This is a genomic window from Luteibacter sp. OK325, assembly GCF_003050935.1.
Classification (GTDB): Bacteria; Pseudomonadota; Gammaproteobacteria; order Xanthomonadales; family Rhodanobacteraceae; genus Luteibacter.
The window spans coordinates 1-24,159 of record NZ_QAOX01000005.1; the positions used below are offsets into that span (position 1 = coordinate 1).

Here is a 24,159-nt window from a genome sequence, read left to right on the forward strand (position 1 = left end):
TTTCTGCGTCAGGACATTTCGTCCTAGTGAGCCGCCCATTCTATATCGTTTTTCGTTTCCGTCAACACCCTCGTGAATCTTTTTTTCGAGGTTGTCGCCGAAGCGATATAGCTGCCGAAGCGTTCGTCTTTCGACGTGGGCCGCTGCGGGAGGCGAATAATACCGATTCCTGAGACCCCTGCAAGCCTTTTTGTGAGTCTTTTTTGAAAGCGACGTTAAATCAGGCGGATACGGGCGAAATTTCTTTTGCCGACCTGCAGCACGCCCTCAAATCCGGCCGTGAAGACCCGCGAAGCGTCGTCGACCACCTCGCCATCGATACGTACCGCACGCTCCTTGAGCTTCCGGCTTGCCTCTGAATTGCTCGGCGTGACGCCCGCGGCGGTGAGGAGCCCCGCCAGGCGGAAACCTTCGGCAGGCGTTTCGATATCCGTCAGAGGAAGCAGGCTGGTATCGCCCTCCCCCCGCACGACGGCATGCCAGCCCGCGATCGCCTGCTCAGCGGCCGCTGCGTCGTGGAAGCGCGTGGTCAGTTCGCGAGCCAGGCGCAGCTTGGCGTCGCGGGGGTTCAACGCGCCCGAGGCGATCTCTTCCTTCATCCGGGCGATGTCATCCATGGAGACATCGAAGCTGAGCAGCTCGAACCACCGCCACATGAGGTCGTCGCCGATCTTCATGGTCTTGGTGACCATATCGATGGCCGGCTCGTTGATACCTATGTAGTTGCCCAGCGACTTGGACATCTTGTTGACCCCGTCCAGGCCTTCCAGCAGCGGCATGGTCAGGACGATCTGCGGCGGCTGGCCGTGGTGCTCCTGCAGGGCCCGGCCCATGAGCAGGTTGAACTTCTGGTCGGTACCGCCGAGCTCCACGTCGCATTCCAGCGCCACGGAGTCGTAACCCTGGACCAGGGGATAGAGGAATTCATGGATGGCGATGGGCTGCTCCGACTTGTAGCGCTTGGCGAAGTCGTCGCGCTCGAGCATGCGGGCCACGGTGTGCTGGGCGGCCAGGCGAATCATGTCCGCCGCGCCCATCTTGCCGAACCACTCGGAATTGAAGCGCAGCTCGGTCTTTTCCCGGTCGAGCACCTTGAACACCTGCTCGGCGTAGGTCTCGGCATTGGCCAGCACGTCTTCACGGGTGAGTGGCTTGCGGGTGACGTTCTTGCCGGTGGGATCGCCGATCATGCCGGTGAAGTCGCCGATCAGGAAGATGACCTGATGGCCGAGATCCTGGAACTGGCGCATCTTGTTGAGCAGGACGGTATGGCCCAGGTGCAGGTCCGGGGCCGTCGGGTCGAACCCGGCCTTGATGCGCAGGGGACGGCCCGTCTTGAGCCTGGCTTCGAGGTCGTCCTTCTTGATGATCTCGTCTGCGCCGCGCGCGATCAGCGCCAGGGCCTGGTCCAGCTCGTTCATGCTTTCTCTCTGGTAGTCGTTGGCCGACGACCTTCACATTTGTGTGTGAAGACGCCGTGGAGGTTAATTGTGCGTTAACCCAAAGATGCGATGCAAAGCCTTGATGGGAAAGGCGTTGACGCCGTTTGCGCGAGGCCGTTATGGTACGCGACAACTCGGGGCGAGCGGATACTAGAAAGACAATGGCTGATGAGAACAGAGGCGCGCACAGTGCCCGCAAGCAAGCTATCCGTCGCAAGGCGCAGCGTCGTCATTCGCACTTCTACGATAGCCGGGCGCATTGGTCGTTCAGTCGAAATGCGTCGTCGGAGCCGCTGAGCTGGTCGCGTGAGCGCTGGATTCTCGCGGGTACGGCCTTTCTTCTTGTCATCCTTTCCGCCCTCGTGATTCCGGCCTGGGCCGGCGCCATGAAGTCGTCGTCGGTCACCTCGGCGCCAGGCGCCGCCGCAAAGTCCTCTGCCATCGCGGCGCCCCTGGTCTCCGCGGATCCCTTCGACCACGCCATCGTCCCGCTGGCCTTGCCGAAGATGGACCCGGCAGCGATCAAGCCGATCGCTGCCGTCGAGGAATGGCAGACCGTGCAAGTGCACCCGGGCGAGACCCTCGCCGACATCTTCCTGGCCCAGGGCCTGTCGATGACCGACCTGCAGCACGTGATCGACGGCTCGGGCGGCACCAGGGTCTTTCATCAGATCAAGCCGGGCCAGGAGTTCCAGTTTCTGGTCGGCGGCGACCACACGCTCAAGGGTGTGCGCTTCGACCAGGACGAGGCGAACATCGCCACCCTGCGTCTCGACGGCGCAACTGCCCAGCTCACCACGAAGACCCGCGATGTGCAGCGTCGCGAGCACATCGCTCATGGCGACATCGACAGCTCGCTGTTCGGCGCGGCCTCCAAGGCCGGCATGAGCAATGCGATGGTCCTTAAGCTGGCCGAGGTGTTCAAGTTCGACATCGACTTCGTGCAGGACCTGCGTGTCGGCGACAACTTCACCGTTATCTATGACGATGTCTACAGCGACGGGTCGTACCTTCGCGAAGGCGACATCGTCGCCGCCGAGTTCGTCAACCAGGGCAAGCGCTATACGGCTTACCGCTTTAAGAACAGCGACGGCAAGTGGAGCTACTTCAGCGAGGAAGGTCGCCCGCTCACCGGCTCCTTCCTGCGCATTCCGGTCGACTTCACGCGTATCTCCTCGCAGTTCAGCGCCGGTCGCATGCACCCGATCCTCGGCACGATGCGCGCACACAAGGGCGTCGACTATGCCGCGCCGACCGGCACCCCGATCCATGCCGCGGGCGATGGCGTAGTCAAGTTCCGTGGCTGGATGAATGGTTACGGAAACTTCGTGGTCATCCAGCACAACGCAACGATCAGCACCGCCTACGGCCACATGTCCCGCTTCGCCAACCTGCGCGTTGGCCAGCGCGTGAGCCAGGGCAGCACCATCGGTTTCGTCGGCATGACCGGCCTGGCCACCGGCCCGCACCTGCACTACGAATTCCGCGTCAACAATGTGCAGCGCGATCCGCAGACGGTGACCCTGCCGAAGCCGGAGCCCTTGCCGGCCGCCCAGCTGGCGAAGTTCAAGAAAGAGGTTGTCGGCCCGCAGCTGGCCCGCCTCAACCAGGTCGACAACAACACGAAGCTCGCGCGCGCCGATACCGCTTCGCGCGGCGACGACTGATTCGTGCCGACCACCGACGGCCTCTACTTGGGCCTTATTTCCGGAACCAGTGCGGACGGCATCGACGCCGCGCTGGTCCGCTTCGACGAAGGGCGCCCATCCCTCGTGGCCGGGCTCACGCATCCCTGGGACGACACCCTGCGCCGACGCATCCTTGCCGTCGCCCAGGATGAAGACCGACTTGCCCTGGACGACTACGGCCGACTCGACGTCGCCGTCGCCCACGCCTTCACCGACGCGGCGCAGGCGGTGCTCGCAAAGGCGAAGGTCTCGCACACGGCCGTAGCGGCCATCGGTTCGCACGGCCAGACCATCCGGCATCGGCCCGACGGCCCCCTGCCCTTCACTCTTCAGATCGGCGACCCTTCGGTCATCGCCGAGCGCTGCGGCATCGACACGATTGCCGACTTCCGACGCGCCGACGTCGCGGCGGGTGGCCAGGGTGCACCCCTGGTCCCGGCATTCCATGCCACGGTGCTGCGGCCGGAGAATGGCGCGCGCGTGGTGCTCAACCTTGGCGGCATCGCCAATGTCACGCGGTTGTCCGCTGCCGGCGACGTCACCGGTTTCGATACGGGTCCGGCGAACGGGCTCATGGACGCGTGGTGCCTGCGTCACCGTGGCGAAGCCTTCGACCGCGACGGTCGCTTCGCGGCGTCGGGAAGCGTCGATGCGACGCTGCTCGCCGAGCTGCTGGACGACGCGTACTTCGTCCTGCCGCCGCCGAAGAGCACGGGCCGCGAACACTTTCACCTGACCTGGCTGGACACGCATCCCCGCGTGGCCGACAACACGCCGGAAGATGTCCAGGCCACCCTGCTGGCACTGAGCGCGGTATCGATCGTCGATGCCATCGAGCGCCATGCCGGCGACGCCAGTGATGTCATCGCGTGCGGTGGTGGCGTGCACAACGCGGCCCTGATGCGTGCACTCGCCGAGCGCTTGCCTGGACGCGAGTTGGTCACGAGTTCGGTGTTCGGCATCGATCCGGACTTCATGGAAGCCATGGCCTTCGCCTGGCTGGCCTATCGCCGCCTTCGCGGCGAGCCAGGCAACCTGGCAAGCGTCACGGGCGCACGTGGCCCGCGCCTGCTGGGCGCGCTCTACGCGGCGCCCTGAGCCTCAGAACGATTCATCGGGGACGCTCGCCTGGCGCTGGGCCGCATCCGCAAGGGTAGAGGGTGACGCCTGGGCGAGTGCCGCCAGCGCTTCCTGGAAAGCGGCCTGCTCTTCGGCGTCCCACGCCCCGGTCAGGTGCGCGATATCGCCGGGCTGCAGCAACAGCTCGCTGAACACGTCGCCTGCACTGAGGCCAAGGCCATAGCGCAGCGCATGCAGGATCACCTCATTGATCGACCAGCGGCGTTCGCGCGCGAGCGTCTTGATTCGCTCGGCCATCTGCTCGTCGATGTGTCGCACCACGATATCTGGCACGTGCGTTACCTCCTCGCGCATGCCCCCTGTGCGGCAGATCTTACACAGTTTCGGCCGCGCGTTGTGCTGGCCTTACGGCCTGTCCGTTGGGGTCGGCAGGCGCCGCCAGAGCAGGGCCAGGACGATCAGGGTGGGCACGATCGAGACCGTGCTGATGACGAATAGCGCCGAATAGCCGGAGTCTTTGACGAGGAACCCCGACATCCCGCCGATCAGCTTGCCGGGCAGGTTGGCCAGCGAGCTGAGCAACGCGTATTGCGTGGCGGTGAAGCTGCGATTGACCAGGCCGGACATGAAAGCAACCAGAACCGGACCCGCAAAACCTTGCGCGAAGTTGTCGCCCGAGAGTGTCGCTACGAATGCCCAGGTCTGGCCCGGGTTCTGCGCCATCAGCAGGTACAGCATGTTCGAGAGCGCCACGCCCAGGGCAGCGATAACGAGCAGGCGGCGCATCTCGAAGCGGGTGACCGCCCAACCACCGAGCAGGGCACCGGCGATGCCGACGATGACGCCATACACCTTCGACACTTCCGCGATCTGGGTCTTGGTAAAGCCCGCATCGAGATAGAACGGATAGGCCATGACGCCGAGCATCTGGTCGGGCAAGCGGAACAGGGCGACGAACAGGAGCAGACCCAGCGCCAGCCCCATGCCATAACGCGAGAAGAAGTCGCGGAACGGACCGACGAAGCCTTCCTGCACGGCAACGCGCAGCGGCACGCGTTCGCGCACGCGGTGCTCGGGCTCGCGAGCGATCAGCACGGTGACGATGGGTACGATCAACAACAGGCAGATCGCCATGTATCCGCGCTGCCAACCCACCTGGTCGGCGATCAGCAGGATGCCCGCGCCGCTGGCAATGAGGCCGAACCGATAGCCGAGCGTATAGGTGGCGGCCAGGGCCCCCTGCGCTTCCGGCGGGGCGATCTCGACACGATATGCATCCACGACGATATCGATCGTCGCGCCGGCAAAGGCGGCCAGAAGGGTGGCGCCGACGAAGTTCGGCAGCGATGCGGTGGGCGGCATGAAGGCCATCGACAGCAAGCCCGCCGCCAGCAGCAGCAGCGCGAACATCAGCCAACCGCGGCGCTGGCCGAGCCGGCAGAACAAGGGCAGGCGGAAGCGGTCTACCAGGGGCGCCCAGAGGAACTTGAAGTTGTAGCTGAAGGTGACATAGCTCGCCAGACCAATGGCGCCGTAGTCCACGCCCGATTCCTTCAGCCAGGCAGAGAGCGTATTGCCGACGAGCAGGAACGGCAGGCCCGAAGCAAGGCCGAAGAAAAGCATGGTGACCGCACCCGGCTGGGCGAACGCCGCGGCCACGCCCCGCAGCCCTTTGTAGCGGGCTACCCCGGCGGCTTGGGTCACTCGGCGTAGTCCACGGTAAACGGCGCATGGTCGGAGAAGCGTTCGTCGCGATAGATCGAGCAGTCACGCGCGCGGGCACCCATGCCCGGCGTCACGATCTGGTAGTCGATGCGCCAACCCACGTTGTTCGCACGCGCCGCGCCACGGTTGGACCACCAGGTGTATTCCACCGCGTCGGGCTTGATCGCGCGGAAGCTGTCCACCCAGCCGATCTCCTTGAACAGCAGGTCGAGCCACGCGCGCTCTTCGGGGAGGCAGCCGGAATTCTTCTGGTTGGAGGTCCAGTTCTTGATGTCGTTCCTGGTGTGGACGATGTTCCAGTCGCCGCACAGCACGTATTCACGGCCACTGGCCGCCCACTCGCGAAGGATGGGTGTGAGCCATTCCATGACGCGGAACTTGTACTGCTGCCGCTCGTCGCCCGACGACCCTGATGGAATGTAGAAGGAAACGACGCTGAGGTTGCCGAAGCGCGCTTCGATATAGCGCCCCTCGCAGTCGAAATCCTCGCGCCCCAGGGAAACGCGCACCTCGTCCGGCTCACGCTTCGAATAGATGGCGACGCCGCTGTAGCCCTTCTTGCTGCGGGCATCGTGGTAGAAGCAGTGGTGACCGTCCGGACGGAACATCGGGTCGATCAGCTGGGCTTCCTGCGCCTTGGTTTCCTGCAGGCAGACGACGTCGGCGTCCTGGGCACGCAGCCATTCGAAGACGCCCTTGGTGGCGGCGGAGCGGATACCGTTGGCGTTCAGCGAGATGATGCGCATGGGACCTTGGGGTGCGTTTGGCGAATCCCCCATCATACCGGGCTCATAATGGCGGCATGAATAGTGCCATTCGCGTGTTGCCCCTGGATACCGACGTCAGGCCCGGCGTGCTCGCCCTGCGTGTGCAGGACGCGCAGTTGCCCTTCGTCGGCCGCATCGGGGATTCACTGGCCGACGTCGCCGTGTGTCCCGGCAGTGAGGCGCTGGCTCTGGTCGTCGACAGCGTCGTGGTGGGCTACGTGCGCATCGACAGACGTGCGGCCGCCATGGGCGAACATCCGCTGGCCGAAGGCGCCGTCGCCCTGCGCAGCTTCATGATCGATGCCGGTCGACAGGGCGAAGGCCTCGGCGGACGCGCACTCGACGCCATCCATGCCTACGTCGCCGGACGTCACCCCGATCGCGAACGGATCCTGCTCACGGTAAACGTGCGCAACGAGGCGGCCGTGCACGTGTATCGCCGAGCGGGCTATCGCGACAGCGGCGAGCTGTACCATGGCGGACTGGCGGGACCGCAATTCGTACTGTGGCGCCCGTTACATCCCTGGAACCCCTGAGAGAGACACCGACGTGCACGATTACCAGCGCGAATTCATCGAGCTCACCCTGGCCCGCGACGTTCTTCGCTTCGGCGAATTCACGCTCAAGTCGGGCCGCATCAGCCCGTATTTCTTCAACATGGGCCGGATCGACTCCGGCGCCGCACTAGCCCGGCTCGGACGCTCCTATGCGGAGGCTGCAACGCGCTCCGCCGTGCCGTTCGACATGCTCTTCGGCCCGGCTTACAAGGGCATCGCACTGGCCGCCGCGACCGCCATCGCACTGGCCGATTCCCAGGACCGTGACCTGCCCTGGGCCTATAACCGCAAGGAAGCCAAGGCCCATGGTGAAGGCGGCATGCTGGTCGGCGCGCCACTGAAGGGCCGCGTGTTGATCGTGGACGACGTCATGACGGCGGGCACGGCAGTGCGCGAGTCGCTGGAGCTGATCCGGGCGCAGGGCGCGGAGCCGGCGGGCGTGCTCATTGCGCTGGACCGCCAGGAGCGTGGACAGGGCGACCTGTCGGCGGCGCAGGAAGTGGCGGCGCAGTTCAGCATTCCTGTAGTTGCGATCGCCACCCTGGCCGATGTCCTGACCTATGCGGGCGAGAAGCCCGAGCTGGCCGCCGACTATGGCCGCCTGCTGGCGTACCGCGAGCAGTACGGCGTCAAAGCCTGAGCAAAACGGCGACTGCGTCACGTGGGGCCGGACCACGCGTCGTTCCTGCATAGCCTCATGCCGCCCGCTGGCTATACTCCCACCACAGGAGGGGACACCATGCGTGCAGTGCGTTACATCCTGGCAGGAGCGATGCTGTGCCTAGGCACAGCCGGCTTTGCCGCCACCAATACGAGCAACAACAACGGCTTCCGCTACAAGTGGAAGGACACGTCAGGGCATTCGTACTTCAGCGACAGCCTCACGCCGGAGGCCATGATGGCCGGCTACGACGTCGTCAACTCGCAGGGCGTTACCGTAAGGCACGTGGACCGTCAGATGACGGCCGATGAGCGAGCTGCGGCGAAGAAGATCGCGGACCAGAAGGCCGCAGCCATGCAGGTCGAGCAACAGCGCCAGCGCGACGATGCCCAGATGCTCAACGCCTATCCCAACGAGGCTTCGTTCATGACAGCGAAGAATGCCGAGCTGGAGAACTTCGAACAGGCCACGCGCACCACTCGCCTCAACCTGCAGGGACAGGAGAAGGCACTGGCCGACCTGCTCACGCGAGCCGGCGACCTGGAGCGGGCCAAGCAGCCGGTGCCGGGATACCTGACCCAGCGCATCAGCGAACAGCGCAACACCGTTGCATCCCTGCGCGCGACCCTACAGCGCCAGCAGGTGGCCAAGGACGCCGCCAAGGTCAAGATCGATGCCCAGCTGCAGCACTATCGCCAGCTGAAAGCCGCCAACGGCGGCTGATCCGTCGGTCAGAAAGGCAACACCAGGTTCGGGTCGACCGCCAGCAGGCGCTGGCGGAAAGCCTGCTTTACGCGCTCCAGCGCCTTGGCCGTGTCCGCGTCGAAGCGGAACATGAGCGCCGGTGAGGTGTTGGAGGCGCGCACCAGGCCCCATCCGTCGGGCCAATCCACCCGGATGCCATCGATCGTGGTGAGTCGCGCGTCTTCGAACGTGGCGGACGCACGGAACGCTTCGATGAAACGGAAGGCGGCGCCCTCCTCCATCGGCAGCCGCAGTTCGGGCGTGGAAACACTGGTGGGCAGCGTCTCGAAAAGGGCCGCGACGCTGCGCTCCTCGAGATCGCCAGCGACGATTTCAAGCAGGCGAGCCGCCGCATAGATACCGTCGTCGAAGCCATACCAGCGATTGTTGTCAGCAAAGAAGAAGTGACCGCTCATCTCACCGGCCAACGCGGCACCGGTATCGCGCATCTTCGCCTTGATCAGGGAGTGCCCGGTGCGCCACATCAGGGGCACACCCGCGGATTCCTGGATGATCCGGCGCAGGTGCCCGGTACATTTGACGTCGAAGATCACCGTGGCGCCCGGATTGCGTGCAAGCACGTCCTGGGCGAACAGCATCAGCAAGCGATCGGCGTAGATGATCTCGCCACTGGCTGTCACCACACCCAGGCGATCGCCGTCTCCGTCGAACGCGATGCCGATATCGGCACCGATGGTATGGACGGCGGCGATCAGGTCGCCGAGGTTGCGAGGATCGGACGGATCGGGGTGGTGGTTCGGGAACGTGCCGTCCACGTCGCAGTACAACGGCACCACTTCGCAGCCGATCTCCTCGAGAACGCGAGGCGCGACGGCGCCGGCCACGCCATTGCCGGCATCGACGACCACCTTGAGGCGACGTTCGGCGGAGACGTCGCCGGCAATCTTCGCCACGTAGGCGTCGACGACCGGCTGTTCGCGCCAGGTGCCCAGGCCGTCTTCCTCGAGACGGCCCTCGACGATGCGACGGTGGAGGTCGGCAATAGCGCCCTCAGCCAGCGTCTCCCCGCCGACCACGATCTTGAAGCCGTTGTGATCCGGAGGGTTGTGGCTTCCCGTGACCGATACAGCGCATCCCGTACCGAGGTGGAATGCGGCGAAGTAAGCCACGGGCGTCGGCACCGCGCCAAGATCGATCACGTCGATACCGGCCGCGCGCAGGCCGTCCGACAGGGCCCCCGCAAGCTCGGGGCCCGACAGGCGACCGTCACGGCCGACCACCATTTCGCGCAGGCCACGTTCGTTCATCAGGCCGCCGATGGCCTGGCCGATACGACGCGCGATATCGGCGGTCAGCTGGGTGCCCACGATGCCGCGGATGTCGTAAGCACGGAAGATGGCCGGATCGAGCGTCACGGCCGCCGCGCGTGCCACCGGCTTCGACGCGGGTACTTTCGTCGCGGTCGGACCGGATGCCGGCGGCAAGCGCGGCTTACGTTCCACGTCGACCAGGAGGACTTCGTCGGGCTCCGTCTCAACCACGGGCTGGGGTCGCCGCCGCGCCCAGAGCAACAGGACGCCGCCGCCGATGCCGATCAGGGTAAGGACGACCGCGAGTATCTCGGAGTGCGGAATGACGATGAACGCCTTCGGCATGGCGGCGAAGACATAGAGCGAGGTTCCGGGAACCTGCTGGCCTTCCGGCGTGATCTCGCCCGCCAGGGAACCGACCGCATCCAGCATGAGGCTGTCCCGGCCGCTGCCCTGGCGTAGTTCGAGGCGACCACTGGGAGGTGACGATGCCACGAACTTCTGGTGGATGTCGTCGAAGGGGTATTCGAGCCAGACCCATGCGCGAACCGAGCCGCTGACGTTTACCGGCTCGGCCACGGTAAGCCGACGCTCACCACCGTGCATGGAACTCGACGCCAACGGCGCGCCGGTCTCGCCGAGCGCCGCCATCAGCTGGGCGGCCTTGGCGTAGCCAAACTCGCGGTAGTTAGCCCGTACCACCTCGTCCAGGCCACCACTGAAGATTTCGATAGCGGACGTGGCCGGAAGCAGCGTACGCAGGCGCGCGGCAGCGGCGACATGGTCGTCGATGCCCGTCGCGACGTCCGGATCGGCCAGGGCCCGCATGAGCTGGTTGTGCCGGGCGGCATACGCCTCGCCGAGGTCGTGCACGGCCTGGCGCTGCGCCGCGCGCGTGCGCTCCGCCGCGTCGGTTTCGTCGGCGATCAGCCATGCCTGCCAGGCACAGAACGCGCCGCCGACGATCAGCAACGTGGCGCCGATCAACGGCAGCAGACGTCGCATATCGATGCGAAGCCCCCGCTTCGCCCCTCCCTCGTTACGCCCCATGCTGCCCCTTGCTCCCGTCGCCTGTCAGCCAATGCCCGTCGAACCGAATCCACCCTCGCCCCGCAGCGAAGGGGTGAACCCGTCGACGACGCGCAAACGTGCCCGTCCCACCGGCACCAGCAATAATTGCGCAATCCGGTCACCCGGTGTGATGGTCAATACCGCGTTTCCGCGATTCCAGCACGAAATCATCAAGGGTCCCTGGTAATCGGCGTCGATAACGCCGACCAGGTTACCCATGACCAGGCCCTGTTTATGGCCCAGGCCAGACCGCGGCACGATCAGCGCACACCAGGCCGGGTCACCAATATGGATGGCAAGACCCGTCGGCACCAGCAGGCTGTCGCCCGGCGCCAGCGTCACCGGCACGTCGACCGCCGCCCGCAGGTCCATGCCCGCGCTACCGTCGGTGGCTGGCTCAGGCAGGGGAATGGTGTCGCCCAGGCGGGTGTCGAGAATCTTCAGTTCAATGTCGATCAAGGCTCAGGTTCCGATGCCTGCGAGAAAATGTTGCGCGATGTGCGCGACCAGCTGGCGCGCCAGCTCGGTCTTGGGCATATGGGGCAGTGCGGCGCCGCCGTCGCGCCAGTACAACTGCAACGCGTTCTCCGCCACTTCGAAACCGCGCCCCGGGCCAACCTCGTTGGCCGCGATCATGTCGATGCCCTTGCGACGCAGTTTTTCCTGCGCATATGCCGCGAGCTCGTTCGTCTCTGCCGCGAAGCCGACCAGGTACGGGCGATCGGGGAGCGCCGCCAGCGACGCGATGATGTCGGGGTTCTCCGCCAGGTCGAGGCGAAGCGGGCTACCGTCGGTCTTCTTCAGCTTGTGGTCGGCGGTGTCCACCGGGCGGTAATCGCCGACGGCCGCCGCGCCAATGTAGATATCGGTGCCGGCGGCGGCCTTGAGCAGGATCTCCTGCATCTGGCGGGCGCTACGCACGTCGATACGGTTCACGCCTGCGGGCGTCGGAAGCGAAACCGGGCCAGCCACCAGGGTAACCTCGGCACCCGCATCACGGGCGGCCGTGGCGACGGCAAACCCCATGCGTCCGGAACTGCGGTTGCCGATAAAGCGTACGGGGTCGATGTCCTCGTATGTGGGGCCAGCGCTGACCAGCACCCGGCGGCCGCGGAGCGGCTGCTCACCGAACGAAGCGACCAGGATGTCGCGCAACTCGTGAGGTTCCAGCATTCGCCCGGAGCCGATATCCCCGCAGGCCTGGTCACCATCAGCCGGCCCAAGGATCCCCACGCCGCGGACACGCAACGTGCCGACGTTCGCCTGCACCGCCAGGTTCGCCCACATCTGCTGATTCATGGCAGGGGCGATGTAGACCGGTGCCGCGGTGGCGAGCACGACCGTCGACAGCAGGTCGTCGGCGAAGCCGTGCGCGAGCCGCGCGATGGTGTCGGCACTGGCCGGTGCGATGAGCACGCGCTCCGCCCACTTCGCCAGTTCGATATGACCCATCGCGGCTTCGCCGGCCTCGTCCCACAGGCTGACACGCACCGGTTGTCCCGAGAGCGCCTGGAAGGTCGTAGGGGTGACGAAATGGGTCGCCCCTTCCGTCATGACGACGCGCACGTCGGCGTCGAGATCGCGAAGGCGACGAACGAGCTCGCAGATCTTGTAAGCGGCGATACCACCGGTTACGCCAATCAGGATGCGACGCTGGCGAAGACTCATGGCGGAACGACACTGCTTCGGGGGGCCAGTTAGCTTAACGGATTTCAGGCAGCCCTTTTTTTCAGAATCGTTCTATCGCCAAGGCAACACCCACAACCCTAAGTTGGTCGTCGGGCTCCACACATGGGGCAGGACAGGAAGCACGATCTTATGAAGCGGGGGACGTACCGGCCACGGCCGATCCATCAGTGGCCGGAAAGCGAGCGGCCGCGCGAGCGCCTGCTGGCCCACGGTGTGGCCGCCTTGTCCGACGCCGAACTCATTGCCGTGCTGCTTGGTCACGGCACGGCGGGCTGCGACGCCGTCGCCACCGGCCGGGCCCTGCTCGGGCAGGCCGGCAGCCTTGGGCGACTGCTCGCCGATCCTGACCACCTGCCTCCTGTCAGTGGAGTCGGCCCCGCCAAGCGGGCGCGCATCGTCGCCGCGCTGGAACTTGCACGGCGCTCGCTGGGCGAAAGCCTCGCCGAGCTTCCGCATATCGAGAGCCCTACCGACAGCGCGGAGTACTTCCGGGCACGACTGCGTCATCTGCCTCACGAGGTGTTTGCCTGCCTGTTCCTGGATACCCGCCACCGCGTGCTGGCCTATGAAGAACTCTTCCGCGGCACGATCGACGGTGCCAGCGTGTATCCGCGGGAGGTGGTCAGGGCCTGCCTTCGTCACCGGGCAAGTGCGGTCATCCTTGCTCACAATCACCCGTCGGGGGTGGCCGAGCCCAGCCGGGCCGATCGTGAAATCACGCGGGTACTGGTGGACGCGCTGCGCCTGATGGACATCCGCGTGCTCGACCACCTCGTGATCGGCCATGGCGAGCCCACGTCGATGGCCAACCTGGGTTTGCTCTGACAGCCCCAAAAAAAGGTTCTTCACGGAATTCCGGGGACGTAGCGGCGCAGAGCCTTCGGTGTCCACCCTCGAGGCGAGTTCCGCACAAGTGGAGCGGCCGTAGGCCAGATAGATACATGGGCCGCGTGAGCGGCCTTCCTTTTCGAACGCGGAGGACTGTCTGAGCAGCGAGGGTGGGCACCAATGTCTCCCCCGCGAGACGCCCAAGTGTAGAGAGCGAAGGCGAACCATGGGCGAGGTGCGAGGTGCGAAAGAATGCCCGGCCTGAAAGCTGAGCGCCCGGCCCCGGTAATCCGCGAAGAACCAAAAAAAGACGGCGCGAGTGCCGCTCGCGCCGTCTGGGGGCCATCTTTCGAGGGAGGGGTGTCGATAACCCGTGTGCCGTCGGCCGGGGAGCCACCGGGCACAAGACGAATTGTGACGATGGCCAGTTACAACGCCGTGACGCGGCCAAAAATGCAGGGTGACAGGCTGAAAATGGTTCATCGTGGAATTCCGGGGACGCCGAAGGCTCTGCGCCGCGGCGGGCGCGGACGTCGCGGCGCAGAGCCTTCGGTGACGTAGCAGCGCAGAGCCTTCGGTGCCCACCCTCGCTGCTCAGACAGTCCTCCGCGTTTCGTACCGGAAAGGCCGCTGTGCGGCCGTGTTCTTATTGGCCTACGGCCGCTCCACTTGTGCGGAACTCGCCTCGAGGGTGGGCACCGAAGGCTCTCCCGAGCCCTGAGGTTCGCGTGGGTCGAGCCAAAGCGCACGGCAGCATCGTCGGCCGGCATGCCAGCACGGGCGCGAGGAAGGTGTTCGACAGCCGGGTGCCAGCCACCGCCTCCACATCGACCCGGGGCTCCGACAATGGCCGGGGGCCGACGACGGCACCACCCAACGGCTCTCCTCCCACTCCACCGTATCGTCGTGAGAGGCCTTGGTGTCCACCCTCGAGGCGAGTTCCGCACAAGTGGAGCGGCCGTAGGCCAGATAGATACATGGGCCGCGTCAGCGGTCTTTCCTTCTCGAACGCGGAGGATTGTCTGAGCAGCGAGGGTGGGCACCAAGGTCTCCCCCGCGACACGCCCAAGTGTAGAGAGCGACCGCGAAGCCGAGCCCGCGCGGTCCCCGGTAATCCGCGAAGAGCCTGAAAAAAGCGTCCGGACGCGCCAGAGGAATTGACTTATGCACATTGACCAGGTTTTCCACTTGGGCGTCACATCTGCTGTCCTCGCACAGGTCACCGCTGCAAGCTCATGATTTTACTTGCTTTGAGTTGTTACGCATTGAAGTCATTTCTTGTAGGCCCCGTGCCGGGTCGGTTCGGGCCGTTCTTGCCCACAGACTTATCCACAGGCTCGGGGATGAACCGGATGCCCCGGCGCGACCGGCCCGGGTGCCCCTTCTGATAGGATTGCCGGTTCCATATCCGTGTCCCGACTCCCGTGAAACAAGAGCTCAAACAACTCGTCCTGCAGGCCATCGGGGCTCTGCGGGAGTCCGGCAAACTGCCGTCCGATTTCGTTGCGCCGACGTTCGTGATCGAGCGCACGCGCAGCCGCGAACACGGCGATTTCGCGACCAATGTCGCGATGATGATGGCCAAGGCGGCCGGCCGTAAGCCGCGCGACATCGCCGTCGACCTGGTCGGGGCCCTGCCCGCGTCGGCGCTGGTCGGCAAGGTGGATATCGCCGGTCCGGGCTTCATCAACTTCTTCCTCGCCCCGGCTGCGTTCCATGCGGAGATCACCCGGGCCCTCGCCGAGGCCGACCGGTATGGCTACAACCGGGACGGCGGCGGCCGCCAGGCGGGCGTGGAGTTCGTCTCGGCCAACCCGACCGGCCCGCTCCACGTGGGCCACGGTCGCGCCGCGGCCATCGGCGACAGTATCAGCCGACTGCTTCGCGCCAGCGGCTGGAACGTGACGCGCGAGTTCTACTACAACGACGCCGGCGTGCAGATCGCCAACCTGGCGCTGTCCACCCAGGCGCGCGCCAGGGGCATCGCGCCGGATGAAGCCGGCTGGCCGGAATCCGGCTATCGCGGCGACTACATCGCCGAGGTGGCCCGCGCCTTCCTCGCTCGCGAGTCGGTCGAGGCCGATGGTGAGACGGTGACCGCCTCGGGTGACGCCGACAATCTGGACGATGTTCGCCGCTTCGCGGTCGCCTCGCTGCGCCACGAGCAGGACCTGGACCTGAAAGCCTTCGGCGTCGGCTTCGACGTCTATTACCTCGAGTCCTCGCTATACACCGAGGGCAAGGTGGAAGAGACGGTGCGCGAACTGGTCGCCCATGGTCACACCTATGAAGAAGGCGGCGCCCTCTGGCTGCGCTCCACGGACTTCGGTGACGACAAGGACCGCGTCATGCGCAAGTCCGACGGCAACTACACCTATTTCCTTCCGGACGTGGCCTACCACCGCACCAAGTGGCAGCGCGGCTATGAACGCGCCATCACCGAGCTGGGTTCCGACCACCACGGTTCGCTGGCTCGCGTGAAGGCAGGCCTGCAGGCGCTGGACACGGGCATTCCCGGGAACTGGCCGGAGTACGTGCTGCACCAGATGGTCACGGTGATGCGCGGCGGCGAAGAGGTGAAGATTTCCAAGCGCGCCGGCTCCTATGTCACGCTGCGCGACCTCATCGACGAAGCTGGCCGCGACGCGACGCGTTACTTCCTGATCGCCCGCAAGGCCGATTCGCAGCTGGTCTTCGACATCGACCTGGCGCGTTCGCAGAGCAACGACAACCCGGTGTATTACATCCAGTACGCCCACGCCCGCGCCTGCCGCGTGTTCCGTGAACTGGCCGATCGCGGGCTTTCGACCGATCGCGGCAACGGGCTGGCGAAGCTGCCTTTGCTGGACACCGAGCACGAACAGGCGCTGATGGTGGAGCTGTCGCGCTACCCGGAGATGGTCGAGTCGGCTGCCGCCAACCTGGAACCGCACCTGATCGCGCAATACCTGCGTGAACTCGCGGGCTCGCTGCACAGCTACTATCACGAGCACAAATGGATCGTCGACGACGGCGACCTGCGTGACGCCCGCCTTGCACTGGTCGCGGGGACGCAACAAGTATTGAAGAACGGTCTGGATCTGCTGGGCATTTCCGCCCCGGAGAGCATGTAAATGGCAACGCGCAAGAAGGCAAAGGGCCGCCAGGCCGTCCGTAACAGCTCGAATGGCATACCGGGCTGGAGCTGGGCGCTGATCGGCATCCTCGCCGGCGCCCTGTTGATGGCATTCGCCATGCGCGGCTCGTGGATGCCCATGATGCGCCAGCACGACGGCCCCGAACCGAATCCCCAGGCCACGGCGCAGAAGGGCAGCGACCCCGGCGTGGTCGACCAGACCGAACCGGAAAAGCCGAAGAAGCCGTCTTACGATTTCTACTCGGTGCTTTCCGAGAAGGAAGTGCGCATTCCGGATGCCGAGATCCGCGCGCAGGCCAGCGCCGAAGCGCAGCAGAAGCAGCAGCAACAGCAGGCCGCCCAGCAACAGGCGGCGGCCCAGAAGGCCGAGGTCGCGCAGCAGCAACAGGCCACCACCGCCGCGGCCGCGAACCTGCCGAAGGCGACGACGCAGACGGTCACGGCTGCGCCTGCGCAACAGGCACCCGCCGCTACGGCCGCCGGTGGCTCGGGCTACTTGCTGCAGGTCGGCGCGTTCCCGAGCGCCGCCGATGCGGAAGCCCTCAAGGCCAAGCTGGCGCTGCAGGGTTTCGTGGCCAACGTGCAGGCCGTGAAGGTCGGGGCGCAGACCTACAACCGCGTTCGCCTCGGCCCGTTCAAGTCGGCCACGGATCTGGAAAGCACCAAACAGCATCTGCAGGCGGCGGGCATCAGCGCCATTGCGTTGAAGGAAGGCAGCTGAGGTCCTCCCTCACTGCCGTGACACAAAGAAAAAACCCGCCGTTGCCGGCGGGTTTTTCTTTTCAACGGTTACCGGATCTCACTTCCCGCGCTTGAGACGAATCAACGCCGAGATGTCGTCGTCGCCGTAGCCCTGCGCCATCAACTCACCAAAGTCGGCCAGCGACTGTTCGATGATCGTGCGATCCGTGCCGGCTTCGGTGGCGATGCCACGGACGATGCCGAGGTCCTTATGCAGCAGCGCCAGCTTGAACCCTACCGAGAACTCGTTGCGCAGCATCGTGGCGCCACGCTTGTCGAGGAACCAGTTGCCGGCGGCGCCCGCGGCAAGTGTCGGGATCAGGCGGTCGGCCTCCAGGCCTAGCGCTTCACCCAGTGCGAGGCCTTCCGTCACGGCATGCGCTATGCCCGCGACCAGCACCTGGTTGACCGCCTTGGTCGCCTGGCCACTGCCGACAGCACCCATGTGCGTGATGCGAGCACCGTAGGCTTCGAGCACCGGGCGAGCGCGTTCGAGCACGGCCGCGTCGCCACCGACCATCACGGAGAGCTTGCCGTTCTTCGCGCCTTCCACGCCGCCAGATACGGGAGCATCGAGGAAGTCCGCGCCCACGTCGGCGAGGATGCGTGCGGCGCGTTTGGCCGTGGCGGGTGCGACGGTGGAATGATCGATGACAATGCTGCCCTTCTTCAGGGCAGGCGCCAATGCCTGGACGACGCTGATGACATCCGCATCCGCGCTGACGCAGAGGGCGATGACGTCGGTCGATGCGGCGATGCCGGCGAGATCCGGCGCGACCACGCCCAGTTCCTTGGCCAATGTGTCGGCGCGGGCCTGGGTGCGGTTACCGACCGCGACAAGCAGCCCCTTGGCATGCAGGTGGCCGGCCATGGGCGCGCCCATCGCGCCGAGTCCGATAAAAGCGGCCTTGATGCTCATGCTGTCGTCTCCGCGAGATAGGTATAGCCCGTCAGCCCCTTGTCGAGCGAGGCGTACAGTTCCTCGGCCTGGGCACCCACGATACCCGCAGCCGCAAGACGATCGACGTAGGACTGGCGAAGCGCTTTGAGGTCATAGCCCACGTAGTCGAGCATCAGGTCCGTCGTGTCGCCGCGGCGGATGTGGGCGAACTCGTAGCCGCTGGCCGTGGCGCGCACATTCACCGCGTCGGTGTCGCCGAACAGGTTGTGGATGTCGCCCAGGGTTTCCTGGTACGCACCGACCATGAAGATGCCCAGGCGATAGGACTCGCGGTCGTTCAGTGCGTGCAGCGGCAGGCTTACGTCCACGCCTTCGGCATCCACGTAGTGGTCGATGCGTCCGTCCGAATCGCAGGTGAGGTCGGCGATGACGCCGCGTCGCGTCGGCTCCTCGTCGAGACGCGAGATGGGAACGATCGGGAAGATCTGGTCGATCGCCCAGATGTCCGGCACGGACTCGAACACCGAGAAGTTGACGAAGTACTTGTCCACCAGTTTTTCGTCGAGGTCGTCCAGCGCCTGGCGATGCGCACGCTCCGCCGGCAGCAGACGCGGACGCACGGCATTGGCGATGGCATAGAACAGCTCATCGAGAGTGGCGCGGTCGCGCAGGTCGAGCTGCCCGAGCGCGTACAGCGAGAGGCCCTCGGCCAGGTGGTGCTGGGCTTCGTGAAACAGTTCGAGCGGCGGGCGGGTGTCGAGCTCGGCATGCGTTTCGCGCAGGTGGCGAAGCACGCTGGGCTCGCCCGCGCGGCCAGCGGGGACCGCACCCTGTGGCACCGGCTCCACTTCGCTCACGTTGACGATCATCACCGCATGGTGAGCGGTCATGGCGCGGCCGGATTCGGTGAAGATGATTGGTGCTTTCATGCCGTGCTCGGCCACGGCCTCGGCCAGCGGCTGAACGATGCTGGCCGCGTACTGGCCCAGGCTGTAGTTGATCGAGTTGTAGCTGCGCGAGCGGGTGCCTTCGTAATCGACGCCCAGGCCGCCACCCACATCCACGACGTCGATGGGCACGCCCAGGCGGTGCAGCTCGACGAAATAGCGAACAGCCTCGCGCATGCCGGCGGCGATGTCGCGCACGTTGGAGATCTGCGAGCCCATGTGGAAATGCTGCAGCTTCAACGTGTGCTTGAGGCCGGCGGCATCCAGGCGCTCGATCAGTTCGAGGATCTGGCCCGGGCTGAGGCCGAACTTGCCCTTGTCGCCACCGGTGTTCTGCCACTTGCCGGCACCGATCGATGCCAGCCGCACGCGGACACCGAGCAGCGGCTCGACGTCGAGCGCCTTGGCTTCGGCGAAGACGTGGTCGAGCTCGGAGAGCTTCTCGATGACGATGTGCACGCGCAGGCCGAGCTTGAGACCGATGAGGGCGAGGCGAACGTACTCGCGGTCCTTGTAGCCATTGCAGACGACCATGCTGCCGGGGCGCGCCTGTGCCAGCACGGCCATCAGCTCGGGCTTGGAGCCGGCTTCGAGACCGAAGCCGTGCTCGCCGGCGGCAACCAGCTCGCTGACCACGCCGCGCTGCTGGTTCACCTTGATCGGGTAGATCGCCGTGTAGGAGCCGGCGTAGTCGACATCGTCGATCGCCTTGGCGAATGCCTGCTGCAGGCGGGCGAGACGATCGGCGAGGATGTCGGGAAAACGAATGAGCAGCGGCAGGCGCAGGCCCTCACTCGTCGCCTGGTCGACGATGGCCGGCAGGTCGAGGGCCGGGCCCTCGTCGCCGCGGGGGCACATGAGCAGGTGGCCGTCATCGGCAACGTCGACGTAGCCGTTGCTCCAGTGCGGGATCGCGTAGGTCGACTTTGCGCGGTCGGTGGTCCAGTTCGCCATGGGCGGAAGATCTCCAGGTGATTGTGTCGTGTCCCCCATCGGGGGTGCGCGGAACAGTCGCAGCGGCGAACTTTGACCTGAAGCGGGCCTGGCGGCCGGGAGCCTCGCACGCCGCGGGGCCAACCAGACTGGGCCTGCGCGGCGGGGCGACCGTCGGCAGACCGTCTATTGTACCGGGCCGCCATGACATCCGTGTATCGCGAAACTGGCTGTGAGGTACGGCCTACAAGCCCTGTAGGGCGAGGCCGGTGGCCGTTTCACCGCCCGGAGCCGGTACAATCTCCGTTTTCGATCCCCTTCCCGCTTCCAGGAACAGCGTCATGTCGCAGCAGCAGCTCAGCTGGTTTACCGAAGCCCATCAGGCTTCGGGCTCCTCCATCGGTTTCCGCGTCGAGCGCCTGTTGCACGCCGAGAAGACCGAGTTCCAGACCATCGAGATCTACCAGACCACCGATTGGGGCAACCTCATGGTGATCGACGGTTGCGTGATGCTCACCGGCCGCGACAACTTCCTGTACCACGAGATGATGACCCACCCGGCGCTGTTCACTCACGCCCGCGCCAAGCGCGTCGTGATCATCGGCGGCGGCGATTGCGGCACGCTGCGCGAGGTGCTCAAGCACGAGGAAGTCGAGAAGGCCACCCAGGTGGAGATCGACGAGCGCGTCACGCGCCTCGCCGAGCAGTACTTCCCGGAGCTGTGCGAGGCCAACGGCGATCCGCGCGCGGAGCTGCTCTTCATCGACGGCATCAAGTACATGGCCGAGGCGGATCCTGAATCGATCGACCTGATCATCGTCGACTCGACCGACCCCGTCGGCCCGGCTGAAGGCCTGTTCAACGCCGCCTTCTACGGCAGCTGCTACAAGGCCCTGCGCCATGGCGGCATCCTGGTGCAGCAGTCGGAGTCGCCCATGGCGCACATCGAGCTGATCAAGGCGATGCGTTCGGCCATGCGCACCTCGGGTTTCAAGGCCGTGCGTACCCTGCCCTTCCCGCAGCCGTGCTATCCCACCGGCTGGTGGAGCTGCACCATGGCCCGCAAGGACGGCGACCTCTCGGGCTTCCGCGAGCGTGGCGCGATCAGCAAGAACTTCCCCACGAAGTACTACAACGCCGACATCCACAAGGGTGCGCTGGCGCAGCCGGAGTTCATGCGCGAGGCGCTGGGCGACTGATCGACCCTATGGTGTAGGTGTGGGAGCCGCTTCAGCGGCGAAAAGCCAACGGAGCGGTGTAGCTGAAGGCCATCGCCGGCAAAGCCGGCTCCCACACAAAGCGACTCCGATCGATTAAAAAAGGGCGCCTCGTAGGCGCCTTTTTTTATTTCTCCGGCTTGGCCGGTTCCCATCCGGCCGGCGCCTCGGCAGGCATGCCGTAGGCACGGAGCGAAGCGAGCACCACGCTCATCTCGGTGCCCCCACTGCGCGCCAGCATAAGCAGCTTCTGCGCCGTGGCCTTGTCGCCCTGCGCCTGCAGGTTGAGCTGAGCGAAGCGCTGCATCTGCCAGATCAGGTTGAGCCGCGCGGTCTTGGCCGAGACCTGGTCGGAAGAGTCCGTGGACAGGGTCTCGCGCAGGTGCAGGCCAAGCGAGCGACCGAGCGGGCTGCTGCCCCACTCGAGCACCTTGGCCAGCTTCAGGCAGTCGCCGACCACGGAAGCATCTTCCTTGTTGTCTTCGCAGTACTTCGCCGTGGCCTGGAAGCCGGGCATCGGCTGCGCGCTGGCCAGGCCGAACACCAGGACCATCTGCACGCCCGCGGCACCCGCGCCCTGCAGCGGATTGAAGGTGTCCGCCGGCGGCGGCAGCTGGGTCACCGAGTTGGCCAGCGCCTTCAGGCTCGCACCCAGATAATCGTCATAGAGCTTCGCGTTGGCCGCGCGGGAAAGGTCGGCGCGCACGTCTTTGGAGGCGTTGTGTGCGTCTACGCCCAACGTGAGCAACCAGACGGCAGCGTTGTCCGGCGCCTGTTTCTGCAACGTGGCCAGTGCTTCGGCGTTCGGGCAGGCATCCGCCTTGGCTTCACAATCGGCCAGGCGGGCCCAGGCGACCTGGGGACCGGCATCTTCATTGCGGGCCGCCCGTTCGAGCAGGGCGTGATAGGTGAGCACCTCAGGGGGGCTGACCAGCGGGCGCGCCAGCAGGGCAGCGCCCAACAAGGGCTCGGACTCGGTCCGCAGCGCGAGCACGCTGGCGAGGTCCTTCTGGAACTGCAACAGGGCCCGGGTCTGGTCCTTCCGCGCCATCGGGCCCTTGGCCGGTCCCGTCGCCGCACCGGGCCACGGCGTTGCCGCGAAGGTCGGCAGCGAAAGCAGGCCAGCAAGGGCCAGGGTCACAACGCGGCGTCGCCGCATGGGCCATCTCCGTGAAATAAAACGACAAGAATACGGTTCGACCATGAACGGAAGCTGGGGCCCCGGGCCTTCACCGAGCGAAGACATTGCTACTATCGGTGTGACCGCGGGGGGATCGGGACAGCTGTCCGCATGACCGCACCAAATCAATCCTGCGACAGAACAGGAGTTTACAGTGGATCAATTCGCCCTTTTCGCCAGTGAACGCGCTGGCTTCTTCGTCGGCTGGGGTACGCTCTCGCTGATCAATGCCGGCCTCGCGCAAGGCAAGAACCGCAGCGGGCTGGCCTGGTGGGCGTTATCGCTCTTCCTTGGCCCCCTGGCTACGCTCATCCTCATCGTGCTGCCGAAAGTCCGCGCAAAGATGTTCTGACCCGTTTGCGTGGGTCGTCCGGGTGTGTAGGCTAGGAGGCCTCCCAAGGCAGGTGCGCGCGAATGCTTACGACGCTCGTAGCAAGCAGCAAGGGTGGTTGTGGCAAGACAACGCTGGTAACCCAGCTTGCCACCCACTGGGCACAGGCCGGGAAGCAGACGGCCATCATCGACGCCGACCGACAGCACTCCAGCCTGCGCTGGGTTAGCCGGCGCCCCGAGACCGTACCCGGCGTCACCGCGGTCGAGGGTAGCCGCAGGGCCTTCGACCGTTTGCCTGCCGATGTCCAGCGAACCATCGTCGACACCCCAGCGGGCAGCGGCGAGAAGGAGCTGGAGCCCTACCTCGAGAAAGCCGACATCATTCTCGTACCGGTGCTGCCTTCGCACTTCGATCTCGACGCCACGCTCGACTTCCTCACCGTTCTCCAGGGCATTCCGCGGGTCAAGCGCGGCAAGCTGCCGGTCGCCCTCGTCGGCAACCGCCTAAAACCCTGGACCAATGCCAGCCAGGCCGCGATCGCCGAACTCGGCGAACGCGCCCCCTTTCCCGTGGTTGCGGAACTTCGCGACTCGCAAGCGTACGTCTTGCTCACGGCGCTCGGTAAGGGCATCTTCGATTACCACTCGGAAAACGTACGCGGACACCAGGACGACTGGGCAAAACTGCTTCGCTGGATAAAGCGCAGCACCTGAGCCGGATGGGGAACGCGTTGGTTGCACCACGCCACGAAAGTGGCATTGCGGAGGACGGTACCCATGCACGAACTCATCCTGTTGCGTCACGCCGAAGCCGAGGCCAGTAGGGACGGCAAGGACGACCGCGAGCGAAAGCTCACCGAACACGGCAAGAATGAAGCCCGCGCCGCGGGCGAGTGGCTGGCCAGCCATGGCATCAAGTACGACCGCATCCTTTGCTCCCCCGCCGAACGCACCAGGGAAACGGCGGCCCTGGCCCTCGGCCAGGTCGAGCCTTCCTATGAAGCAGGCATCTACGACGCCACGCCCGGCGATCTTTACGACCTCCTCGACAGGCAGTCGGACGTCGAGCGCGTCGTCCTGGTCGGTCACAATCCCGGCATCGAACAACTGGTAGCCTTCCTTGTCGAAGGGCGCTCCGAGGATTACCGCGGGATGCCGCCCGGCGGCATGGCCCGGCTCGTTTTCGATGGTCCTCTGGAACCCGGCAAAGCCAAGCTTGAGACGTTCTGGTCTCCTCCGAACTGAGTA

Annotated in this window: 22 protein-coding genes; 12 read left to right on the top strand and 10 right to left on the bottom strand. The window is 65.5% G+C overall.

The genetic code is table 11. The annotated features are described in order from the left end of the window. Positions 1-215 precede the first annotated feature (215 nt). Positions 216-1,421, bottom strand: coding sequence for a tyrosine--tRNA ligase (gene tyrS / locus C8J98_RS12045; RefSeq protein ID WP_107913448.1), 1,206 nt, complete (start codon positions 1,419-1,421; stop codon positions 216-218). 182 nt (positions 1,422-1,603) lie between these two features. On the opposite strand from tyrS, the gene C8J98_RS12050 reads away from it, so the two are divergent. Further along, positions 1,604-3,109 (top strand): peptidoglycan DD-metalloendopeptidase family protein, encoded by a 1,506-nt coding sequence (locus C8J98_RS12050; protein WP_107913449.1) that lies wholly within the window; start codon positions 1,604-1,606, stop codon positions 3,107-3,109. A gap of 3 nt (positions 3,110-3,112) precedes the next feature. Further along, positions 3,113-4,228 (top strand): anhydro-N-acetylmuramic acid kinase, encoded by a 1,116-nt coding sequence (locus C8J98_RS12055; RefSeq protein ID WP_107913450.1) that lies wholly within the window; start codon positions 3,113-3,115, stop codon positions 4,226-4,228. A gap of 3 nt (positions 4,229-4,231) precedes the next feature. Here the strand turns inward: C8J98_RS12055 and C8J98_RS12060 are convergent, their stop codons facing one another. The 3 genes from C8J98_RS12060 to C8J98_RS12070 form a co-directional block, all read right to left on the bottom strand. Then, positions 4,232-4,543 (bottom strand): hypothetical protein, encoded by a 312-nt coding sequence (locus C8J98_RS12060; RefSeq protein ID WP_107913711.1) that lies wholly within the window; start codon positions 4,541-4,543, stop codon positions 4,232-4,234. 72 nt (positions 4,544-4,615) lie between these two features. Continuing rightward, positions 4,616-5,914: an MFS transporter gene (locus tag C8J98_RS12065; protein WP_233260213.1), complete on the bottom strand. Its 1,299-nt coding sequence runs from the start codon at positions 5,912-5,914 to the stop codon at positions 4,616-4,618. Beyond that, positions 5,911-6,681 (bottom strand): exodeoxyribonuclease III, encoded by a 771-nt coding sequence (locus C8J98_RS12070; RefSeq protein ID WP_107913451.1) that lies wholly within the window; start codon positions 6,679-6,681, stop codon positions 5,911-5,913. The genes C8J98_RS12065 and C8J98_RS12070 overlap by 4 nt, the downstream gene beginning before the upstream one ends. Before the next feature lie 56 nt (positions 6,682-6,737). Here C8J98_RS12070 and C8J98_RS12075 point away from each other — a divergent pair, with 56 nt between their 5' ends. The 3 genes from C8J98_RS12075 to C8J98_RS12085 all read left to right on the top strand — a co-directional run bounded on the left by C8J98_RS12075 (position 6,738) and on the right by C8J98_RS12085 (position 8,643). Next, on the top strand, positions 6,738-7,238 hold the full coding sequence (locus C8J98_RS12075) for a GNAT family N-acetyltransferase (RefSeq protein WP_107913452.1): 501 nt from the start codon (positions 6,738-6,740) through the stop codon (positions 7,236-7,238). A gap of 13 nt (positions 7,239-7,251) precedes the next feature. Further along, a complete protein-coding gene (gene pyrE / locus C8J98_RS12080) occupies positions 7,252-7,899 on the top strand; it encodes an orotate phosphoribosyltransferase (protein WP_107913453.1) in 648 nt (215 codons plus the stop codon). 99 nt (positions 7,900-7,998) lie between these two features. Further along, on the top strand, positions 7,999-8,643 hold the full coding sequence (locus C8J98_RS12085; RefSeq protein ID WP_199229899.1) for a DUF4124 domain-containing protein: 645 nt from the start codon (positions 7,999-8,001) through the stop codon (positions 8,641-8,643). An 8-nt stretch (positions 8,644-8,651) separates the two neighbouring features. Here the strand turns inward: C8J98_RS12085 and C8J98_RS22330 are convergent, their stop codons facing one another. From C8J98_RS22330 to coaBC, 3 genes are all read right to left on the bottom strand, one after another. Further along, positions 8,652-10,940 (bottom strand): phosphomannomutase/phosphoglucomutase, encoded by a 2,289-nt coding sequence (locus tag C8J98_RS22330; protein ID WP_233260214.1) that lies wholly within the window; start codon positions 10,938-10,940, stop codon positions 8,652-8,654. A gap of 69 nt (positions 10,941-11,009) precedes the next feature. Next, entirely contained in the window at positions 11,010-11,465 is a 456-nt protein-coding gene (dut, locus tag C8J98_RS12095) for a dUTP diphosphatase (RefSeq protein ID WP_107913455.1), read from the bottom strand. Between the two features lie 3 nt (positions 11,466-11,468). Continuing rightward, entirely contained in the window at positions 11,469-12,674 is a 1,206-nt protein-coding gene (coaBC, locus tag C8J98_RS12100; RefSeq protein ID WP_107913456.1) for a bifunctional phosphopantothenoylcysteine decarboxylase/phosphopantothenate--cysteine ligase CoaBC, read from the bottom strand. A 150-nt stretch (positions 12,675-12,824) separates the two neighbouring features. Between coaBC and radC the strand changes: the two genes are divergently transcribed. The 3 genes from radC to C8J98_RS12115 all read left to right on the top strand — a co-directional run bounded on the left by radC (position 12,825) and on the right by C8J98_RS12115 (position 17,380). Next, positions 12,825-13,520 carry a DNA repair protein RadC gene (gene radC / locus C8J98_RS12105; RefSeq protein WP_107913457.1) on the top strand — a complete coding sequence of 232 codons (696 nt, stop codon included), beginning with the start codon at positions 12,825-12,827 and terminating at the stop codon, positions 13,518-13,520. Between the two features lie 1,427 nt (positions 13,521-14,947). Next, a complete protein-coding gene (argS, locus tag C8J98_RS12110) occupies positions 14,948-16,636 on the top strand; it encodes an arginine--tRNA ligase (RefSeq protein WP_107913458.1) in 1,689 nt (562 codons plus the stop codon). Continuing rightward, positions 16,637-17,380 carry an SPOR domain-containing protein gene (locus C8J98_RS12115; RefSeq protein WP_107913459.1) on the top strand — a complete coding sequence of 248 codons (744 nt, stop codon included), beginning with the start codon at positions 16,637-16,639 and terminating at the stop codon, positions 17,378-17,380. Positions 17,381-17,458: 78 nt separating this feature from the next. Here the strand turns inward: C8J98_RS12115 and C8J98_RS12120 are convergent, their stop codons facing one another. Then, complete coding sequence (locus C8J98_RS12120; protein ID WP_107913460.1) at positions 17,459-18,319, bottom strand: NAD(P)-dependent oxidoreductase; 861 nt, start codon at positions 18,317-18,319, stop codon at positions 17,459-17,461. Continuing rightward, the gene (gene speA, locus C8J98_RS12125; RefSeq protein WP_107913461.1) at positions 18,316-20,202 is read right to left on the bottom strand and encodes an arginine decarboxylase; all 1,887 of its coding nucleotides are present in this window, start codon (positions 20,200-20,202) and stop codon (positions 18,316-18,318) included. Before speA ends, C8J98_RS12120 begins: the two co-directional genes overlap by 4 nt. Before the next feature lie 320 nt (positions 20,203-20,522). Between speA and speE the strand changes: the two genes are divergently transcribed. Then, the gene (speE, locus tag C8J98_RS12130) at positions 20,523-21,380 is read left to right on the top strand and encodes a polyamine aminopropyltransferase (protein WP_107913462.1); all 858 of its coding nucleotides are present in this window, start codon (positions 20,523-20,525) and stop codon (positions 21,378-21,380) included. A gap of 145 nt (positions 21,381-21,525) precedes the next feature. On the opposite strand, the gene C8J98_RS12135 is transcribed toward speE, so the two are convergent. Then, complete coding sequence (locus tag C8J98_RS12135) at positions 21,526-22,557, bottom strand: hypothetical protein (protein WP_107913463.1); 1,032 nt, start codon at positions 22,555-22,557, stop codon at positions 21,526-21,528. 175 nt (positions 22,558-22,732) lie between these two features. Here C8J98_RS12135 and C8J98_RS12140 point away from each other — a divergent pair, with 175 nt between their 5' ends. From C8J98_RS12140 to C8J98_RS12150, 3 genes are all read left to right on the top strand, one after another. Then, entirely contained in the window at positions 22,733-22,930 is a 198-nt protein-coding gene (locus C8J98_RS12140; RefSeq protein ID WP_107913464.1) for an antitermination protein NusB, read from the top strand. 62 nt (positions 22,931-22,992) lie between these two features. Next, positions 22,993-23,625: a ParA family protein gene (locus C8J98_RS12145; RefSeq protein WP_107913465.1), complete on the top strand. Its 633-nt coding sequence runs from the start codon at positions 22,993-22,995 to the stop codon at positions 23,623-23,625. A 63-nt stretch (positions 23,626-23,688) separates the two neighbouring features. Further along, entirely contained in the window at positions 23,689-24,156 is a 468-nt protein-coding gene (locus C8J98_RS12150) for a histidine phosphatase family protein (protein WP_107913466.1), read from the top strand. Positions 24,157-24,159 lie beyond the last annotated feature (3 nt).

Coding starts and splice junctions, on each gene's coding strand:
- tyrS (WP_107913448.1), bottom strand. CDS start 1,421: ATGAACGAGCTGGACCAGGCCCTGGCGCTGATCGCGCGCGGCGCAGAC.
- C8J98_RS12050 (WP_107913449.1), top strand. CDS start 1,604: ATGGCTGATGAGAACAGAGGCGCGCACAGTGCCCGCAAGCAAGCTATC.
- C8J98_RS12070 (WP_107913451.1), bottom strand. CDS start 6,681: ATGCGCATCATCTCGCTGAACGCCAACGGTATCCGCTCCGCCGCCACC.
- C8J98_RS12075 (WP_107913452.1), top strand. CDS start 6,738: ATGAATAGTGCCATTCGCGTGTTGCCCCTGGATACCGACGTCAGGCCC.
- C8J98_RS12085 (WP_199229899.1), top strand. CDS start 7,999: ATGCGTGCAGTGCGTTACATCCTGGCAGGAGCGATGCTGTGCCTAGGC.
- C8J98_RS22330 (WP_233260214.1), bottom strand. CDS start 10,940: ATGCGACGTCTGCTGCCGTTGATCGGCGCCACGTTGCTGATCGTCGGC.
- coaBC (WP_107913456.1), bottom strand. CDS start 12,674: ATGAGTCTTCGCCAGCGTCGCATCCTGATTGGCGTAACCGGTGGTATC.
- radC (WP_107913457.1), top strand. CDS start 12,825: ATGAAGCGGGGGACGTACCGGCCACGGCCGATCCATCAGTGGCCGGAA.
- C8J98_RS12115 (WP_107913459.1), top strand. CDS start 16,637: ATGGCAACGCGCAAGAAGGCAAAGGGCCGCCAGGCCGTCCGTAACAGC.
- C8J98_RS12120 (WP_107913460.1), bottom strand. CDS start 18,319: ATGAGCATCAAGGCCGCTTTTATCGGACTCGGCGCGATGGGCGCGCCC.
- speA (WP_107913461.1), bottom strand. CDS start 20,202: ATGGCGAACTGGACCACCGACCGCGCAAAGTCGACCTACGCGATCCCG.
- speE (WP_107913462.1), top strand. CDS start 20,523: ATGTCGCAGCAGCAGCTCAGCTGGTTTACCGAAGCCCATCAGGCTTCG.
- C8J98_RS12135 (WP_107913463.1), bottom strand. CDS start 22,557: ATGCGGCGACGCCGCGTTGTGACCCTGGCCCTTGCTGGCCTGCTTTCG.
- C8J98_RS12145 (WP_107913465.1), top strand. CDS start 22,993: ATGCTTACGACGCTCGTAGCAAGCAGCAAGGGTGGTTGTGGCAAGACA.
- C8J98_RS12150 (WP_107913466.1), top strand. CDS start 23,689: ATGCACGAACTCATCCTGTTGCGTCACGCCGAAGCCGAGGCCAGTAGG.